This window comes from Pseudomonas sp. GL-B-19, from assembly GCF_019956415.1.
Classification (GTDB): domain Bacteria; phylum Pseudomonadota; class Gammaproteobacteria; order Pseudomonadales; family Pseudomonadaceae; genus Aquipseudomonas.
Window position 1 is genome coordinate 60,401 of the sequence record NZ_JAHBDK010000015.1, and the last position, 17,357, is coordinate 77,757.

At 58.3% G+C, this 17,357-nt stretch carries 15 protein-coding genes; 10 read left to right on the forward strand and 5 right to left on the reverse strand.

Translation table 11 applies throughout. The annotated features are described in order from the left end of the window. Positions 1-50: 50 nt before the first annotated feature. Entirely contained in the window at positions 51-746 is a 696-nt protein-coding gene (locus KGB06_RS03895) for a tellurite resistance TerB family protein (protein WP_223511987.1), read from the reverse strand. Positions 747-920: 174 nt separating this feature from the next. Here KGB06_RS03895 and KGB06_RS03900 point away from each other — a divergent pair, with 174 nt between their 5' ends. The 8 genes from KGB06_RS03900 (at position 921) to KGB06_RS03935 (ending at position 10,863) form a co-directional block, all read left to right on the forward strand. Further along, complete coding sequence (locus KGB06_RS03900; RefSeq protein ID WP_223511988.1) at positions 921-1,835, forward strand: LysR family transcriptional regulator; 915 nt, start codon at positions 921-923, stop codon at positions 1,833-1,835. Between the two features lie 102 nt (positions 1,836-1,937). Next, positions 1,938-3,425, forward strand: a complete 1,488-nt coding sequence (locus tag KGB06_RS03905) for a gamma-aminobutyraldehyde dehydrogenase (protein WP_223511989.1) — start codon at positions 1,938-1,940, stop codon at positions 3,423-3,425. An 82-nt stretch (positions 3,426-3,507) separates the two neighbouring features. Next, positions 3,508-4,659 carry a putative ABC transporter substrate-binding protein YdcS gene (ydcS, locus tag KGB06_RS03910; RefSeq protein ID WP_223511990.1) on the forward strand — a complete coding sequence of 384 codons (1,152 nt, stop codon included), beginning with the start codon at positions 3,508-3,510 and terminating at the stop codon, positions 4,657-4,659. A 105-nt stretch (positions 4,660-4,764) separates the two neighbouring features. Further along, positions 4,765-5,802, forward strand: coding sequence for an ABC transporter ATP-binding protein (locus KGB06_RS03915; protein ID WP_223511991.1), 1,038 nt, complete (start codon positions 4,765-4,767; stop codon positions 5,800-5,802). 1 nt (position 5,803) lies between these two features. Further along, on the forward strand, positions 5,804-6,751 hold the full coding sequence (locus KGB06_RS03920) for an ABC transporter permease (protein ID WP_223511992.1): 948 nt from the start codon (positions 5,804-5,806) through the stop codon (positions 6,749-6,751). Continuing rightward, entirely contained in the window at positions 6,741-7,550 is an 810-nt protein-coding gene (locus KGB06_RS03925; protein ID WP_223511993.1) for an ABC transporter permease, read from the forward strand. The genes KGB06_RS03920 and KGB06_RS03925 overlap by 11 nt, the downstream gene beginning before the upstream one ends. Before the next feature lie 176 nt (positions 7,551-7,726). Continuing rightward, positions 7,727-9,151, forward strand: coding sequence for a gamma-aminobutyraldehyde dehydrogenase (locus tag KGB06_RS03930; protein ID WP_223511994.1), 1,425 nt, complete (start codon positions 7,727-7,729; stop codon positions 9,149-9,151). Positions 9,152-9,378: 227 nt separating this feature from the next. Continuing rightward, complete coding sequence (locus KGB06_RS03935; RefSeq protein ID WP_223511995.1) at positions 9,379-10,863, forward strand: APC family permease; 1,485 nt, start codon at positions 9,379-9,381, stop codon at positions 10,861-10,863. Positions 10,864-10,907: 44 nt separating this feature from the next. On the opposite strand, the gene KGB06_RS03940 is transcribed toward KGB06_RS03935, so the two are convergent. Both KGB06_RS03940 and KGB06_RS03945 read right to left on the reverse strand, forming a co-directional pair. Beyond that, positions 10,908-11,534 carry an RloB family protein gene (locus KGB06_RS03940; protein WP_223511997.1) on the reverse strand — a complete coding sequence of 209 codons (627 nt, stop codon included), beginning with the start codon at positions 11,532-11,534 and terminating at the stop codon, positions 10,908-10,910. Positions 11,535-11,536: 2 nt separating this feature from the next. After that, the gene (locus KGB06_RS03945; protein WP_223511998.1) at positions 11,537-12,790 is read right to left on the reverse strand and encodes an AAA family ATPase; all 1,254 of its coding nucleotides are present in this window, start codon (positions 12,788-12,790) and stop codon (positions 11,537-11,539) included. Positions 12,791-13,228: 438 nt separating this feature from the next. On the opposite strand from KGB06_RS03945, the gene KGB06_RS03950 reads away from it, so the two are divergent. Beyond that, positions 13,229-13,732: a Bro-N domain-containing protein gene (locus tag KGB06_RS03950; RefSeq protein ID WP_223511999.1), complete on the forward strand. Its 504-nt coding sequence runs from the start codon at positions 13,229-13,231 to the stop codon at positions 13,730-13,732. A 79-nt stretch (positions 13,733-13,811) separates the two neighbouring features. Here the strand turns inward: KGB06_RS03950 and KGB06_RS03955 are convergent, their stop codons facing one another. Then, positions 13,812-13,997, reverse strand: a complete 186-nt coding sequence (locus tag KGB06_RS03955) for a hypothetical protein (RefSeq protein WP_223512000.1) — start codon at positions 13,995-13,997, stop codon at positions 13,812-13,814. Between the two features lie 391 nt (positions 13,998-14,388). On the opposite strand from KGB06_RS03955, the gene KGB06_RS03960 reads away from it, so the two are divergent. Continuing rightward, positions 14,389-16,014, forward strand: coding sequence for a glucan biosynthesis protein D (locus KGB06_RS03960; protein WP_223512001.1), 1,626 nt, complete (start codon positions 14,389-14,391; stop codon positions 16,012-16,014). 211 nt (positions 16,015-16,225) lie between these two features. Here KGB06_RS03960 and KGB06_RS03965 read toward each other — a convergent pair whose 3' ends face one another. Continuing rightward, positions 16,226-17,332 carry an NADH:flavin oxidoreductase/NADH oxidase gene (locus KGB06_RS03965; protein WP_223512002.1) on the reverse strand — a complete coding sequence of 369 codons (1,107 nt, stop codon included), beginning with the start codon at positions 17,330-17,332 and terminating at the stop codon, positions 16,226-16,228. Positions 17,333-17,357 lie beyond the last annotated feature (25 nt).

A 17,357-nucleotide genomic window follows, 5' to 3' on the forward strand; every position in this document is an offset into this window, starting at 1 on the left:
GCGTCCGTTTGGACAACTCGCCCCCCACATTAGATTTGCTCTGGATAGGCCTACATAGAAGCCTGATGCACCTGCTTCTCCAACTCTGCCTTCAACCCCGGCTCCAGCCTCAACTGCCGCGCCAGTTCATCGAGGTAGGACCTCTCCATGAAGTTCTGCTCATCCACCAGCATTACACTGGCGATGTACATCTCGGCGGCCATTTCCGGCGTGCTGGCAGCGCGGGCAACCTCCGTCGGGTCAAGTGGCTTGTTGAGTTCGGTATGTAGCCAGTGCTGCAACGCCTGATCGTTGTCGAGCTTGGTGAACTCACCTTCGATCAACGAACGCTCACGCTCATCTATGTGGCCATCGGCTTTTGCCGCCGCGATCAACGCTTTGAGTATTGCCTGGCTGTGCAGTTCGACTTGCGCCGGGGGTAAGCGGTCGAGGGTTTGTGGTTCACTTCTTGTGTTAGAAAGCGGCGCAGCGCCCTGCTGCGTCTGCCAGTTGCCATAGGCTTTGTAGGCAACCACTCCCAATGCCGCAAGGCCGCCGTAGAGGGCGACTTTGCCGCCGACGTTGCGGGCCTTTTTGCTACCGAGCAACAGGCCCATGGCGCCCGCCGCCAACGCACCGCCGCTCGCGCCCGAGAGCAAACCACCCAAGCCACCGCTGGACGCCTTGTTCTGATGACCACCGGCTTTGTTCTTCAGCAGATCCTGACCGGACTTGAGCAGTTGATCGAGCAAACCACGGGTATTCATTTTGCCGCCTCCACCAAGGGTTAACCGGCCACCAGCCTAGATCGAAAGTGCCCGGCTTCTCCCTGCGAGAGTGCTTCCAGATGTTGCTCATCTCTTGTAACGCTCAGGAGCCCATCGATTAAAACGATATACACTCAAGCGAATCTATAAAAACAGCCCACCGGGTACTTTCCCATGATGACCCTGCGTCAGATTCGTCACTTCATTGCCGTGGCCGAGACCGGCTCGATCTCCGCCGCCGCACAAACCGCATTCATTTCCCAATCGACACTGACCCTGGCCATCCAGCAACTGGAGCAAGAAATCGGCGTCGGCCTGTTCAATCGTCACGCCAAGGGCATGACGCTGACCCACCAGGGTCATCAATTCCTGCGCCAGGCGCACTTGATCCTGGCCACGGTGGACAACGCCAAACGCAGCCTGCAACAGAGCACCGATCAGGTGGCCGGCCAGTTGATCATCGGTGTGACCAGCCTGGTCGCCGGTTACTACCTCGCCGATCTGCTTACCCGCTTTCAGCGCGCTTACCCCAATGTAGAGATCCGGGTGATGGAGGATGAGCGACCGTACATCGAGCATTTGCTGGTCAGTGGCGAGATCGATGTCGGCGTTCTGATCCTGTCCAACCTGGAAGATCGTCACGCCCTGCAAACCGAAGTCCTGACGCATTCGCCCCATCGCTTGTGGCTGCCGGCCCAGCACCCGCTGCTGGAACACGACAGCATCAACCTTGCCGACGTGGCGCGAGAACCGCTGATTCAATTGAACGTCGATGAAATGGACCGTAATGCCCAGCGCATGTGGTCCGCGGCGTCCCTGCAACCGCGCATCACCCTCAGAACCGCCTCAACGGAGGCGGTGCGAAGCCTGGTGGCCGCCGGTTTGGGCGTGTCGATCCAGCCCGACATGACCTATCGCCCGTGGTCACTGGAGGGCGACATCATCGAAGCACGGCCGATTGCCGACCTGAGCCAGACCCTCGACGTCGGCCTGGCCTGGCGCCGTGGCACCGCGCGCCCGCCGCTGGTGGACCCGTTCCTGACCGTCGCCCGCGAGCAACCTCACGGCGGGCGCAAGCCATCTATTTAATCGAACGCCACCTTCAGTATTTAGAATTTGTCGACCTCGGGTCTGCGCACTAGTCTTGATGCATCTATATAAGACGGCCGGGCCCCAGTCACTGGGAGCAGCATGGCCACACAAGAAAAGAGAACCCGCAAAATGGCTGGCGCGCAGACCCCGTTGTTTACCGCGTTGTTGATCGATGGCGAATTGGTCGCAGGCCAAGGTTTTGTCGAACCGATCCTCAACCCCGCCACCGGGGAAGTGCTGACGCACATCGCCGAAGCCAGCACCGAGCAAGTCGAAGCCGCCATCCTCGCCGCCCACCGCGCCTTCACCGGTTGGTCGCGGACCACACCGCAGCAACGTTCAAACCTGCTGCTGGACATCGCCAACGCTATCGAAAAACAAGCCGACCTCCTCGCCCGTCTTGAATCCCTGAACTGCGGCAAGCCGTTGCACCTGGCCCGCCAGGACGATTTGAGCGCGACGGTCGATGTGTTCCGCTTCTTCGCGGGCGCCGTGCGTTGCCAGACCGGACAGCTCAGCGGCGAGTACCTGCCGGGCTACACCAGCATGGTGCGTCGCGATCCTATCGGGGTTGTCGCGTCCATCGCGCCGTGGAATTACCCGATCATGATGGCCGCGTGGAAAATCGCCCCGGCCCTCGCCGCCGGCAATACGCTGGTGTTCAAGCCATCCGAACACACGCCGCTGTCGATCCTGGCCCTGGCGCCTGCGCTGACCGAGATCCTGCCGCGCGGCGTGATCAACATTGTTTGCGGTGGCGGTGAGGGCGTCGGCAGCCATTTGGTCAGTCATCCTAAAGTGCGCATGGTGTCCTTGACCGGGGATATCGTCACCGGGCAAAAAATCCTCCAGGCCGCCGCCAAAACGTTGAAACGCACGCACCTCGAACTTGGCGGTAAAGCGCCGGTAATCGTTTGCAACGATGCGGACATTCAAGCGGTGGTCGAAGGTGTACGCACTTACGGTTACTACAATGCCGGTCAGGATTGCACCGCCGCCTGCCGGATTTATGCGCAGACCGGGATTCATGACCGTTTGGTGGCCGAACTCGGCGCGGCGGTCAGCAGCCTGCGCTTCGCTGGCAAACGCGATGCCGACAACGAAATCGGGCCGCTGATCAGCACTCGCCAGCGCGACCGCGTAGCCAGTTTCGTCGAACGCGCCCTCGGTCAGCCGCACATTGAACGGGTGACCGGCGCGGCAGTGCACTCCGGCGCCGGCTTCTATTACCAACCGACGTTGCTGGCCGGTTGCAAGCAGAGCGATGAGATCGTTCAGCGCGAAGTGTTCGGGCCGGTAGTCACCGTGACCCGTTTCGACGAACTCGAACAAGCGGTGGACTGGGCCAACGACTCCGAATACGGCCTCGCCTCCTCGGTCTGGACCCAGAATCTGGACAAGGCGATGCAGGTCGCGGCGCGCTTGCAGTACGGCTGCACCTGGATCAACAGCCATTTCATGCTGGTCAGCGAAATGCCCCATGGTGGCCTGAAGCGTTCGGGCTACGGCAAAGACTTATCCAGCGATTCGCTCCAGGACTACAGCGTGGTGCGGCACATCATGGCGCGCCACGGACAGCATCTCTGACTACGCTAATAACTAGCCGCTAACGGCATGCTTCACCGCGTTCACAACTGCCCCGACCATAATTAAAGAAGAGGGAATTCCCATGTTCGTGCACAAGACCGCACTGCTCAGTGCAATCACTACCGCGCTGCTGGCGAGTGCCAGTGTCCAGGCCGCCGAACCGCTGAAAGCGGTCGGTGCTGGCGAAGGTCAGCTGGATATCGTGGCCTGGCCGGGTTACATCGAACGTGGCGAAAGCGACAAGGCCTACGACTGGGTGACCGGTTTCGAGAAGGAAACCGGCTGCAAGGTCAATGTAAAAACTGCCGCCACCTCCGATGAAATGGTCAGCTTGATGGCCAAGGGCGGTTACGACCTGGTGACCGCGTCGGGCGATGCCTCGCTGCGGTTGATCGTGGGCAAGCGTGTACAGCCGATCAACACGGCATTGATCCCGAACTGGAAGAATATCGATCCCCGTCTCAAGGATGGCCCGTGGTACACCGTCAATAAACAAACCTATGGCACCCCGTATCAGTGGGGCCCGAACGTGTTGATGTACAACACCAACGTGTTCAAGACAGCCCCGACCAGTTGGGGCGTGGTGTTCGATGCGCAGAACCTACCGGACGGCAAGGCCAACAAGGGCCGTGTTCAGGCTTATGACGGCCCGATCTACATCGCCGATGCGGCGCTGTATCTGAAGACCACCAAACCGGAATTGGGCATTCAGAACCCGTATGAACTGACCGAAACCCAGTACAAAGCCGTGCTCGATCTGTTGCGCGCCCAGCAACCGTTGATCCACCGCTACTGGCACGACACCACGGTGCAGATGAGCGACTTCAAAAACGAAGGCGTGGTCGCGTCCAGCGCCTGGCCGTATCAGGTCAATGGCCTGATGAACGAGAAGCAGCCGATCGCTTCGACCATCCCGAAAGAAGGCGCCACCGGTTGGGCCGACACCACCATGATGCACGCCGAGGCCAAACACCCGAACTGCGCTTACAAGTGGATGAACTGGTCGCTGCAACCGAAAGTCCAGGGAGACGTAGCCGCGTGGTTTGGTTCGTTGCCAGCGGTGCCGGCGGCGTGCACCGGCAGCGAATTGCTCGGTGCGGAAGGCTGCAAGACCAATGGTTTCGACCAGTTCGAGAAGATCGCCTTCTGGAAAACCCCGCAGGCTGAAGGCGGCAAGTTCGTGCCGTACAGCCGCTGGACCCAGGATTACATCGCGATTATGGGCGGCCGCTAAGCCCTCTTCGCGAGCAGGCTCGCTCCCACAATTGATCGCATACCAATGTGGGAGCGAGCCTGCTCGCGATGCTTTTAAAGATTCAGATTTTCGGAGTTCCGCACCATGACGCTTGCAGTCCAGTTCACCAACGTTTCCCGTCTTTTCGGCGAAGTGAAAGCCGTAGACCGGGTTTCCATCGACATCCAGGACGGCGAGTTTTTCTCCATGCTGGGCCCTTCCGGCTCGGGCAAAACCACCTGTTTGCGCCTGATCGCCGGTTTCGAACAACCGAGCGCAGGCTCCATCCGAATTCATGGCGAGGAAGCCGCCGGGCTGCCGCCGTATGAGCGTGACGTCAATACCGTGTTTCAGGATTACGCCCTGTTCCCACACATGAACGTACTCGACAACGTCGCTTACAGTTTGAAGGTCAAAGGCGTCGGTAAAGCCGAGCGCCAGAAACGCGCCGAAGAAGCCCTCGACATGGTCGCCCTCGGCGGTTATGGCGAGCGCAAACCGGTGCAACTGTCCGGCGGTCAACGTCAGCGTGTGGCCCTGGCCCGCGCACTGGTCAACCGCCCGCGCGTGTTGCTGCTCGACGAACCGTTGGGCGCCCTCGACCTGAAACTGCGCGAACAAATGCAGAGCGAGCTGAAGAAACTGCAACGCCAGCTCGGCATCACTTTCATCTTCGTCACCCACGACCAGACCGAAGCACTGTCGATGTCGGATCGCGTGGCCGTGTTCAACAAGGGGCGCATCGAGCAGGTCGACACGCCGCGTAACCTCTACATGAAACCGGCGACGACCTTTGTCGCGGAATTCGTCGGCACCTCCAATGTGATTCGCGGCGATCTGGCGAAGCAGTTGAGCGGCAACCCGCAACCGTTTTCGATTCGCCCGGAACATGTGCGATTCGCCGAAGGACCGCTGGCCAGCCACGAGATCGAAGTCAGCGGTTTACTGCACGACATCCAGTACCAGGGCAGCGCTACTCGATACGAGATGAAACTGGAAAACGGCCAGACCCTGAACATCAGCCAGGCCAACAATCAATGGCTGGACACCAGCGCCCAGCACCAGACCGGGCAACGCATCAGCGCACGCTGGGCACGGGAAGCGATGATCCCGTTGCACGACACTGTTGCCGGCGGGGTGTGAGATGAACACCGCGGCTATCCCTCAAACTCCAGCCAGCGGTTCGCCATTGCGCAGGTTTTCCAATCTGCTGTATCGCCGGCCCAACCTGTACCTGTCGATGCTGCTGGTGCCGCCGCTGCTGTGGTTCGGCGCGATCTATCTTGGCTCGTTGTTGGTTCTGTTGTGGCAAGGTTTTTACACCTTCGATGACTTCACCATGGCGGTCACGCCTGACCTGACCCTGGCGAACTTTACCGCGCTGTTCCAGCCGTCGAACTTCGACATCATCCTGCGCACCTTGAGCATGGCTGTGGTCGTCTCCATCGCCAGTGCCATCGTCGCGTTCCCGATTGCCTACTACATGGCGCGCTACACCACCGGCAAGACCAAGGCGTTTTTCTACATCGCCGTGATGATGCCGATGTGGGCCAGTTACATCGTCAAGGCGTATGCCTGGACCTTGCTGTTGGCCAAGGGCGGCGTCGCGCAGTGGTTCGTTCAGCACTTGGGACTGGAGCCGGTGTTGCAGTTCGTGCTGGGCATTCCGGGCGTGGGCGGCAGCACCTTGTCGACCTCGCACCTGGGGCGCTTCATGGTGTTCGTCTACATCTGGCTGCCGTTCATGATCCTGCCGATTCAGGCATCGCTGGAACGTCTCCCGCCGTCCCTGTTGCAGGCATCGGCCGACCTGGGTGCCAAACCGCACCAGACTTTCATGCAGGTGATTCTGCCGTTGTCGATTCCGGGCATTGCCGCCGGTTCGATCTTCACCTTTTCGCTGACCCTGGGCGACTTCATCGTGCCGCAACTGGTGGGCCCGCCGGGCTACTTCGTTGGCAGCATGGTGTACGCCCAGCAAGGTGCGATCGGCAACATGCCGATGGCCGCCGCGTTCACGCTGGTGCCGATTGTGTTGATCGCCATTTACCTGACTATCGTTAAACGACTGGGGGCCTTCGATGCACTCTGAAAAGGCTTCATTAGGGCTAAAAATAGCGGCCTGGGGCGGGTTGGTGTTTCTGCACTTCCCGATCCTGATCATCTTCCTGTACGCCTTCAACACCGAAGACGCAGCGTTCAGCTTTCCACCCAAGGGTTTCACCCTGAAGTGGATCGGCGTGGCGTTCTCGCGGCCGGACGTGCTGGAAGCGATCAAGCTCTCGCTGCAGATCGCCTCCGTCGCGACCTTGATTGCCATGGTCCTTGGCACGCTCGCCTCGGCGGCGTTGTACCGCCGGGATTTCTTCGGCAAGCAAGGCATCTCGCTGATGCTGATCCTGCCGATTGCGTTGCCGGGGATCATCACCGGGATCGCATTGCTGGCGACCTTCAAGACATTGGGGGTCGAGCCGGGGATGTTCACCATCATCGTCGGTCACGCGACCTTCTGCGTGGTGATCGTCTACAACAACGTCATCGCCCGTTTGCGTCGTACTTCGCACAGTTTGATCGAAGCTTCGATGGACCTTGGCGCCGATGGCTGGCAGACCTTCCGATACATCATCCTGCCGAACCTTGGCTCGGCGTTGCTGGCCGGCGGCATGCTCGCGTTTGCGCTGTCGTTCGACGAAATCATCGTCACCACTTTCACCGCCGGCCATGAACGCACCTTGCCGCTGTGGCTGCTCAACCAACTCAGCCGCCCACGGGACGTGCCGGTGACCAACGTCGTCGCGATGCTGGTAATGATCGTGACCATGCTGCCGATCCTCGGTGCCTATTACCTGACCCGGGGTGGCGAGAGTGTTGCGGGCAGTGGCGGTAAGTAACTGACAACCCTTTCTTACTGTGGAAATGGGCTTGTGTAGGAGCTGGCTTGCCAGCGAATGCGGTGGATCAGCCAACATCGTTGTTGAATATGATGCCCCCTTCGCTGGCAAGCCAGATCCTACAAGGAACCGGTTTCCACAGAGAACAAACAACAGTTCCGAAGAGGACAAATGCCATGCAAACCAAACTCTTGATCAACGGCCAACTGATTGACGGCGAAGGCCCCGCCCAACCTGTGTTCAACCCGGCCCTCGGTAGCGTGTTGGTGGAAATCAACGAAGCCAGCGAAGCCCAGGTCGATGCTGCCGTCCGTGCTGCCGACAGTGCCTTTGAAGGCTGGTCGCAAACCCCGCCGAAAGAACGCTCGCTGCTGCTGCTAAAACTCGCCGACGCGATCGAAACCCATGGCGAAGAGCTGGCGAAACTGGAATCGGACAACTGCGGCAAACCCTACAGCGCCGCGCTGAACGACGAGATCCCGGCGATTGCCGACGTGTTCCGTTTCTTCGCTGGTGCCAGCCGTTGCATGAGTGGCTCAGCCGGTGGCGAGTACCTGCCGGGCCACACCTCGATGATCCGCCGCGACCCGGTCGGAGTGATTGCCTCCATCGCACCGTGGAACTACCCGCTGATGATGGTCGCCTGGAAAATCGCCCCGGCCCTGGCCGCCGGTAATACCGTGGTGCTCAAGCCGTCGGAACAAACCCCGCTGACCGCCCTGCGCCTGGCTGAACTGGCGTCGGACATCTTCCCGGCTGGTGTACTCAACCTGGTGTTTGGCCGTGGTCCTAGCGTGGGCAGCCCGCTGGTGAACCACCCGAAAGTACGCATGGTGTCGCTGACCGGCTCGATTGCCACCGGTTCCAACATCATTTCCAGCACCGCCGAAAGCGTCAAACGCATGCACATGGAACTGGGCGGCAAAGCCCCGGTGATCATCTTCGACGACGCCGACATCGATGCAGCCGTGGAAGGCATCCGCACCTTCGGTTTCTACAACGCAGGCCAGGATTGTACCGCCGCGTGCCGCATCTATGCGCAGGCCGGCATCTACGAAAAATTCGTCGAGAAGCTCGGCGAGGCGGTCAGCAGCATCAAGTATGGCGTGCAGGATGATCCGTCGACCGAACTGGGGCCGCTGATCACCGCGCAACACCGCGACCGTGTGGCCGGTTTTGTCGAGCGCGCCATCGCGCAACCGCACATTCGCTTGATCACCGGTGGCAAGGCCGTGGACGGCAATGGTTACTTCTTCGAGCCGACCGTATTGGCCGATGCTCAGCAAGATGACGAAATCGTTCGCCGTGAGGTGTTCGGGCCGGTGGTTTCCGTCACGAAGTTCACCGATGAAGCGCAGGTGCTGGGCTGGGCCAACGATTCGGACTATGGGCTGGCGTCGTCGATCTGGACCTCGGACGTCGGTCGCGCGCATCGCCTGTCGGCGCGGCTGCATTACGGCTGCACGTGGGTGAACACGCACTTCATGCTCGTCAGCGAAATGCCGCATGGCGGCCAGAAACTGTCCGGTTATGGCAAAGACATGTCGATGTACGGGCTGGAGGACTACACCGTCGTCCGGCATGTGATGTTCAAGCATTAAAAGCTTCGCTGGCAACCCAGCTCCTACACGGATTGCGCTGAACTTGTAGGAGCCGGGCTTGCCCGCGATGGCCTCACCGCTACATCAAGGAAGAAACCGGCACCAGGCACCACCCAGGTTCCACCCCAAAGAAGTCAAAACAATAACCACCGATCCGGGCAGCGCCTCACGGCCCTGCCACGGTTTCGGACATCCGAAATCTGCCGATTTTCCGGAGCTGACACACCATGGAAACAACACCTGAACTCGCTGTAGCCGTCGCCGACAGCGACACCGAGCAGTTACGCAAGCTGGGTTACACGTCGAACTTCAATCGCAGCATGAGCCTGTGGGAAAACTTCGCCCTGGGCTTCACCTATCTCTCCCCGGTTGTAGGGGTTTATACCCTCTTCGGCCTGTGCCTCGCCGCTGGCGGGCCACCGATGTTCTGGGCTTATTTACTGGTCGGTTGTGGCCAGTTGCTGGTGTGCCTGATCTTCGGTGAAGTGGTTTCGCAGTTCCCGATTTCCGGTGGCGTCTACCCATGGGCTCGCCGCTTGGTGGGCAAACGCTGGGCGTGGATGGTCGGCTGGATCTACTCCATCGCCCTGTGCGTGACCATCGCCGCCGTTGCAGTGGGTGCCGGTCCGTACCTGGCGGCCATGATGGGCTTCGAACCGAGCAACAACACCAACATCATCATCGCTCTGTTCCTGACGCTGTTCGCCACCCTGGTCAACCTCAGCGGCACCAAGGTGCTCGCGCGCATCGCCATGTTCGGCTTTCTGTGTGAACTGGTCGGCGCGGTGATCGTCGGCGTTTACCTGCTGGTCTTCGAGCGTCATCAACCGCTCAGCGTGTTGTTCAACACCTTCGACATCAGCGTCGACGGCTCATACTTGCCAGCCTTCCTCACGGCTTCGCTGGCGGGGATGTTCCTGTACTACGGCTTCGAGGCCTGTGGCGATGTGGCCGAGGAAACCCCGAACCCCAGCAAGAAAATCCCGGTGGCCATGCGCATGACCATCTACATCGGCGGCATCGCGGCAATGTTCGCTTGCCTGGCGCTGATCCTCGCTGTGCCGGATATGCAAGCTGTCATCAACGGCACTGACAAGGACCCGGTCACCACCATCCTCAACAACGCCTTCGGCCCGGTCGGTTCGAAAGTGGTGATGGGCGTGGTGATGATTTCCTTCATCTCCTGCGTCATCAGCCTGCAAGCGGCGGCGAGTCGCCTACTGTATTCCTACGCGCGTGACGAAATGGTCATTGGCAGTTCACTGCTGAAAAAGATCTCGCCTGCTACTCAGGTGCCGGTGGCGGCGCTGTTCGTGTCCGGTGTCCTGCCGGCGCTGATCATCATCCTCGGCTTCTTCCTGCAAGACGCCGTCGCAACCATCGTCAGCTTCGCGGCGATCGGCATCTACCTGGCCTTCCAGATGATCGTCCTCGGAGCACTTTATGCCCGGATGAAAGGCTGGAAACCAAGCGGCAAATTCACCCTCGGTGCGTGGGGCTGGCTGGTGAACATCGGCGCGCTGGTCTACGGCGTCGGCGCGATTATCAACATGGCATGGCCGCGCACGCCGGATGCGGCGTGGTACATCAACTACGCCATGGTGTTGAGCACTGCGATCGTGATTGGCTTGGGGTTGTTGTACATGTGGATTGCCAAGCCGTATGACCATGGCATGGCGCCTGCGGGGGATGCGTGGAAGGTTAGTCGGTAAAGATACTTTCTCAGCCCGCAGCGATGCGGGCTGGGTTGGTGGTGTTAAATCGGTTGAGGTTTGGAGAGCCTTTCAAACTCGTCCATCAGTAGATGGATTTCAGTGCTCGGGTTGGCTTCGCCGCTAATGGCGACATCCTCGATAATCTTTGGCGCTAAAGCTCTTGCCCTTTGAAATGGCTCCCCCAAGAGTTTGGCGAAATAGTTGATGTCTTCGCCCTTCTCATACTTATCCATGTTGGGCTTTTCTCTGAGGCTCTTGGCTACCAAGTCGCCTGGAGAGCGCTTGCCGACCGCACGGAAAGGCTTTCGATTGAACCCGAAATGCAGAAGAAGCCAAAACTCAAAGCAGGGATATGAAGCAATGACTTTGATTTTCGGATGCGGCCTCGCCAGATTGATTGCTCGTTCAAAACACAAATGCGTATCGCGATCCAAGGCGCAAAACACCTTGTCGAATCCTTTCTGACGGGCGATGGCTGTTTTTACAATGCCACTCGGGTGTGTGATGCCGCAGTGGGCAATTTCCACTAGAGCATTGGCGCGAAAATGAAATGCGGCCTCTTCCAAATATCGTTTTCCTGACTTGCTGTCTTCACAGAGAATCAGCACTTTGGGTTGAGGCTTGAACCGGGGTGCCTTTCGATCAAACAGCCGTATCGAACGCGCCATGATCAACCCCGCCTTATCAACGGTAACCCGCGATAACGGCCTTCAAAGTAGCGTTTCTCGACATCCTCCCCTTCTCGTCCTTCAAAATCGTGAACCGAAAAAAGACAGGTTGCACCGTTAGCATCGCGTTCGGTGATCCAGAACTGGTCGCGCCGAAGTGCTTTGGCGTTCATTAGATGAGTGTCATGGGTGGTAAAGATCAGTTGGGTATCCAGCCCACTGTTCAAGTGTTTCTCAATCAGGTCATCAACTATTGAAGGGTGAAGGCTGCTGTCCAACTCATCGACACAAAGAATCCCGCTCCCATCGGCGTGATTGATCATGAACCAGGGCAGCCAGAATCCGATCAGGTTTTTTGTACCGCCGGACTCCTCTGAAAAATCGAATTCGGCTTTTCCTAAAAGGCTCGTATGCGTCAGGGTGACTTTGTCTTTTTGGGCTGCCGCAAAGAACTCTTTAAGCGTGAGTTTTTTTGCAGGTTGAACAGATTCTGCGTCTTCGGTGTTGAGGTGGATAGCTGACACCGGGATATCCACTTCCTTTAGAAAATCTCGCAAATTGCCGGTGTGATCCGAGGCGATCTTCAGAAATCTGATGGACGCTGCTGACAGCCCCATGAAGTTGTTCTGCTCGATCACGAGTAAACCGGTTTGAAACCAGCTAAACGGCCCCCGTAACTGGGTCAGCTCTTCGCTACTGTTCGCTATCGCCTGCGAAATAAACAACGTTTTTGGGTTCGTCAGACGCCGCCACGCATTGTGGACCTCTTTACCACCCTCAAGGTTTGCTCCAAAAACATACTGCTCACCCTCCTCCGCAAAACAACGCTGATACAGCAGCGTTTCCTTGCCTTTGGGGTATGAAACCAGTTGTTCCTCGATAATCCGCTGAGCCGTCAGGTGCAGAACAAACCGATATCGGAGCCCGCGTTGAATGAAGTTGTACTCAAAACAACTGGGTTCATGTTGGAGTTGCGGGTCGAAACGAAAGGGCGAAACCGGTAGCGGTTCATCATTTGCAGACGGTAATGCTGTGAGCAACTGTCCGATGATTCCCATCGCCCGAATGAGCGAAGATTTACCAGATGCATTCGGCCCGTAGATCGCCGCTACCTTCAATAAATCCGGCAGTTTTTCCCCATTTACCGGCGGCGCGAACAGATTGCGCTTTTTGCTCAAGCGCGGCGTCGCAGCCATGGACAGGGTTTGCTTGTCACGGAAGGAGCGATAGTTGGAAACAGAAAATTCGATCAACATGTAGCAAACCTGCAGTTCGTTCCTGAAAGCGGAAAAACCTATAGGAAAAACTAGGGCTGCGATGCTGCATCAGTGCACTTCAAGCAAAAACAGGAAATTCCTACAGACCGAGCCTTCCAGCAAAGCCTCTATTTCCTACAGCATGCGTCGCCAGAGTAGACTTGGCGCCGCGAGCGCCTGAACGATAGGCTTTACCTCGTCGCTGCCAAATCAGCGACCCGGGGTCGAAGCCGGGAAATGTCAGAACGGTGCTTACGCGCCCCCATAGAACTGTGGCTGTTTTCTGCCGTTAGTTCTGCATTATGGCGGGCCGTGTGGCGCGGGCCTTTCGGCTTCCGTTTTGACTGGAAGTGTCCCGACTTCGAACGCCACTCGGTTCGCCACCCAACCTGTCGAAGGGTTGATGGCGACTTTCCTGATCAAAACGGAAGTCACTTCATGTCAGCTCACGCTCAAAACTCGCTTCTACCTTACTTCACACCAACCGTCTTTACCCGTCACAGCCGCTTCTTCCATGCCTTCATGCAGGACAACCAAGCCTGGTTTTGTGTCCAGGACCTCGGTCGCTTGATGGGCCGCACAATGGACCAACGTCTCACCCTTAAACTCGATCCCGATCAACGCCGATACGTCTTTTTGCTCAAGAACGGCAAAACCGTCGAATCACTGATGGTCAGTGAGTCAGGTGTGTACACCTTGCTGATCTACCATTTCGTCCCGGAAAACCGAAACCTGCGCCAATGGCTAAGCAACGAAGTCATACCTACGCTGCGCGAGTCAAAAGCAGCTGTGGATAACATTCCAAGCCTGAGTTCATTGCAATGGGCAGGCATCTCGGTGCCGCTACTGCACTGGCAACATCAAGCCTGGATCAAATGGCGGGACATGCCTGACCTGATGCAAGTACAACGCCCCTTCAAGATCATGGGCACTTGCAGTTGAAGGCAGGGTAAAAGATGAAAAAAGGGGCGGACTTCACAGTCCGCCCCTTGGCTTTCCAACAAGACTTAATCTCAAACCATCAAAACCGCGAAACACTGCGCATCGCATCCACCAGATACCGCATCGCAATCCGGTCGCTCTCCGACAGCTCTCGATACCGTTCCAACAACTTCATTTCGTCCGGGTTGAGCCGGCGCCTTCGCCGGCCGCTTGCCAGGCAGGGGAAGAGGCCTAACATTTCGGTGATGCCTTGTACTTTTGTCATTGACGATGTCCTTCTATAAGACCGAGAAAACTTCAAAAACCGCATCGCCCTATCCTTTTTGTTTGTCGCCGGCCTTAAGGGCAGAAGCCGGTCATGAGCACAGAATAGGAACATTCCCGGCGCTGGAAAGGAGTTTTTAGAGTAATTAGTCAATAAAAGCAGAAATGCCCTATAAATCAGAAAGTACTGTCGGAATTGTTAACCGACATTTCTTGTTTCATTGCCGAACCATCAAAGTGCTATCCATCAATTTTTGTCTGCAACCGAACGGTTTAAGCTATTTGGCATCTGTTTAAAGTCCGTTGCGTTTGGTCGAAGGCATGTCCGAACCGTTATTTTTGATCCAGTAGTGCCAGGAACGGCGCGGGATTGCTCACGACAGGTTGTACTTATGCACCGCAGGAATTTGCTCAAAGCGTCCATGGCCATCGCGGCCTACACCGGTTTGTCGGCCACCGGACTGCTGGCCGCCCGTGCCTGGGCGGGCAACGATACGGCGGATGGCGTGGCCCAGGCGTTCGATTTCGAAGCGCTGAAGATTCAGGCCAGGCAACTCGCCGGCAACCGCTATCAGGACACCAAGCAGGTGCTGCCGCCGACGCTGGCGACCATGACGCCGCAGAATTTCAACGCGATCCGCTACGACGCGAATCACTCGCTGTGGAAGGATTTGAACGGTCAGCTGGACGTGCAGTTTTTCCACGTCGGCATGGGGTTCAAGCAGCCGGTGCGTATGTACAGCGTCGACCCCAAGACGCGTCAGGCGCGGGAGGTGCATTTCCGCCCTTCCCTGTTCAACTATGAAAAAACCACGGTCGACACCAAACAGCTCACAGGCGATTTGGGGTTTTCCGGGTTCAAGCTGTTCAAGGCCCCGGAGCTGGACAGGCACGATGTGTTGTCCTTCCTCGGCGCGAGTTATTTCCGTGCGGTGGATAACACCGGGCAGTACGGTCTGTCGGCGCGCGGGCTGGCGATTGATACGTATGGCAAGAAGCGTGAGGAGTTTCCGGACTTCACCAAGTTCTGGTTCGAGACGCCGGACAAAGACAGCACCCGCTTTGTGGTTTATGCCCTGCTGGATTCGCCGAGCGCCACGGGCGCTTACCGTTTCGACATCGATTGCCAGGCCAACCAGGTCGTCATGGGTGTCGATGCTCATATCAACGCGCGTACCGCCATCGAGCAACTGGGCATCGCGCCGATGACCAGTATGTTCAGCTGCGGCACCCATGAGCGGCGCATGTGCGACACCATTCACCCGCAGATCCACGACTCGGATCGTCTGGCGATGTGGCGCGGTAACGGCGAGTGGATCTGCCGTCCGCTGAACAACCCGGCGACCCTGCAATTCAATGCCTTCGCCGACACCGATCCGAAAGGTTTCGGCCTGGTGCAGACCGACCATGAGTTCGCCAGCTATCAAGACACGGTCGACTGGTACAGCAAGCGCCCAAGTCTGTGGGTAGAACCTACAACCGCGTGGGGCGAAGGCTCTATCGATCTGCTGGAAATTCCTACAACCGGAGAGACACTGGATAACATCGTCGCGTTCTGGACCCCGAAAAAACCGGTCGCCGCCGGTGATTCCCTGAATTACGGCTACAAGCTCTACTGGAGCGCGCTGCCACCGGTCGGCACGCCGCTGGCGCGGGTCAATGCGACCCGTTCGGGCATGGGCGGCTTCACCGAGGGCTGGGCGCCGGGCGAGCATTACCCGGAGGTCTGGGCGCGACGCTTTGCGGTGGACTTCACCGGTGGCGGTCTGGATCGCTTACCGGAAGGGGCCGGGATTGAGCCGGTGGTGACGTGTTCGAATGGACAGGTAAAGGATTTCAACGTCCTGGTACTGGACGACATCAAGGGTTACCGCATTACCTTCGACTGGTTCCCGACCAATGACAGCGTGGAGCCGGTGGAGCTGCGGTTGTTCATTCGTACCAATGACCGGACGTTGAGTGAGACCTGGTTGTACCAGTACTTCCCGCCGGCGCCGGATAAGCGTAAGTACACCTGACAGTTATTGGGCGCCTGAACTGGCGCTATCGCGAGCAGGCTCGCTCCCACATTGGATCTCCATGAGTCACAGACTTTGTGTTTGAAAAAGATCAATTGTGGGAGCGAGCCTGCTCGCGATGGGGCCGGTCCAGACTTACAAAAATCCCGGCTCAAAAAACACAAAAGCCCCGATCTCAACAATCGGGGCTTTTTGGTTCTACAGACATCCCTCAGTCACGCAAATCCGACTCATGTATCGGCTGTTCCCGGTGCGTCGCTCGCTGGTACTGCGCTGGCCAGATAGCCTTGCGCCCACCCAGATCATCATCGGCATGCAGCGGCCAATACGGATCGCGCAACAGTTCTCGCGCCAGGAAAATGATGTCTGCCTGGCACGTGCGCAAGATGTGTTCGGCCTGGGCCGGCTCGGTAATCATGCCCACCGTACCAGTGGCAATGCCCGACTCCTTGCGCACGCGCTCGGCGAAGCGGGTTTGATAACCGGGGCCTGTCGGAATTTCGGCATTGGCCGCGGTACCGCCTGACGAAACGTCGATCAAGTCCACGCCCAACGCTTGGAGGCGGCGCGCCAACTCCACGGTTTCATCCGGGTTCCAGCCGTCTTCCACCCAATCGGTGGCCGACACCCGCACGAACAGCGGCAGCTCTTCAGGCCACACCGCACGCACCGCTTCGGTAACTTGCAGCACCAGCCGAATACGGTTCTCGAACGAGCCGCCATATTGATCGCGCCGCTGATTGCTCAGGGGCGACAGAAATTGATGCAGCAGGTAACCGTGGGCGGCGTGTATTTCGACCACTTTGAAACCGGCCGTCAGTGCACGCTTGGCCGAGTCAACAAAGGCCTGAACGACCTCAGCGATCTCGCTTTCATCGAGTTGCCGTGGGTGGGTGTGCTGCGGGTCAAAGGCAATCGTCGACGGGCCCACCGGCACCCAGCCGCCGTCTTCGGGTTTAACGCTGCCATGTTTGCCGAGCCACGGCCGATGGGTGCTGGCCTTACGCCCGGCGTGCGCCAACTGGATGCCGGCCACAGCGCCCTGAGCGGCGATAAAGCGCGTAATGCGTTGCAGGGGTTCAATCTGTTCGTCGTTCCACAGGCCAAGGTCCTGGGCGGTGATGCGCCCGTCGGCGGTGACCGCCGTGGCTTCGGTAAACACCAGGCCGGCGCCGCCGACCGCGCGACTGCCGAGGTGGACAAGGTGCCAGTCATTGGCCAGCCCATCAACGCTGGAGTACTGACACATCGGGGATACCGCGATACGGTTGAGAAGGGTCAATTGACGCAGGGTATAGGGTTCAAGCAGCAGACTCATGGGTCACCTCTCGTATCAGTGGGCA

Bases quoted from the DNA above. Each gene is read 5' to 3' on its own strand.
- KGB06_RS03895 (WP_223511987.1), bottom strand. From the start codon at position 746: ATGAATACCCGTGGTTTGCTCGATCAACTGCTCAAGTCCGGTCAGGAT.
- KGB06_RS03900 (WP_223511988.1), top strand. From the start codon at position 921: ATGATGACCCTGCGTCAGATTCGTCACTTCATTGCCGTGGCCGAGACC.
- KGB06_RS03905 (WP_223511989.1), top strand. From the start codon at position 1,938: ATGGCCACACAAGAAAAGAGAACCCGCAAAATGGCTGGCGCGCAGACC.
- ydcS (WP_223511990.1), top strand. From the start codon at position 3,508: ATGTTCGTGCACAAGACCGCACTGCTCAGTGCAATCACTACCGCGCTG.
- KGB06_RS03915 (WP_223511991.1), top strand. From the start codon at position 4,765: ATGACGCTTGCAGTCCAGTTCACCAACGTTTCCCGTCTTTTCGGCGAA.
- KGB06_RS03920 (WP_223511992.1), top strand. From the start codon at position 5,804: ATGAACACCGCGGCTATCCCTCAAACTCCAGCCAGCGGTTCGCCATTG.
- KGB06_RS03925 (WP_223511993.1), top strand. From the start codon at position 6,741: ATGCACTCTGAAAAGGCTTCATTAGGGCTAAAAATAGCGGCCTGGGGC.
- KGB06_RS03930 (WP_223511994.1), top strand. From the start codon at position 7,727: ATGCAAACCAAACTCTTGATCAACGGCCAACTGATTGACGGCGAAGGC.
- KGB06_RS03935 (WP_223511995.1), top strand. From the start codon at position 9,379: ATGGAAACAACACCTGAACTCGCTGTAGCCGTCGCCGACAGCGACACC.
- KGB06_RS03940 (WP_223511997.1), bottom strand. From the start codon at position 11,534: ATGGCGCGTTCGATACGGCTGTTTGATCGAAAGGCACCCCGGTTCAAG.
- KGB06_RS03945 (WP_223511998.1), bottom strand. From the start codon at position 12,790: ATGTTGATCGAATTTTCTGTTTCCAACTATCGCTCCTTCCGTGACAAG.
- KGB06_RS03950 (WP_223511999.1), top strand. From the start codon at position 13,229: ATGTCAGCTCACGCTCAAAACTCGCTTCTACCTTACTTCACACCAACC.
- KGB06_RS03955 (WP_223512000.1), bottom strand. From the start codon at position 13,997: ATGACAAAAGTACAAGGCATCACCGAAATGTTAGGCCTCTTCCCCTGC.
- KGB06_RS03960 (WP_223512001.1), top strand. From the start codon at position 14,389: ATGCACCGCAGGAATTTGCTCAAAGCGTCCATGGCCATCGCGGCCTAC.
- KGB06_RS03965 (WP_223512002.1), bottom strand. From the start codon at position 17,332: ATGAGTCTGCTGCTTGAACCCTATACCCTGCGTCAATTGACCCTTCTC.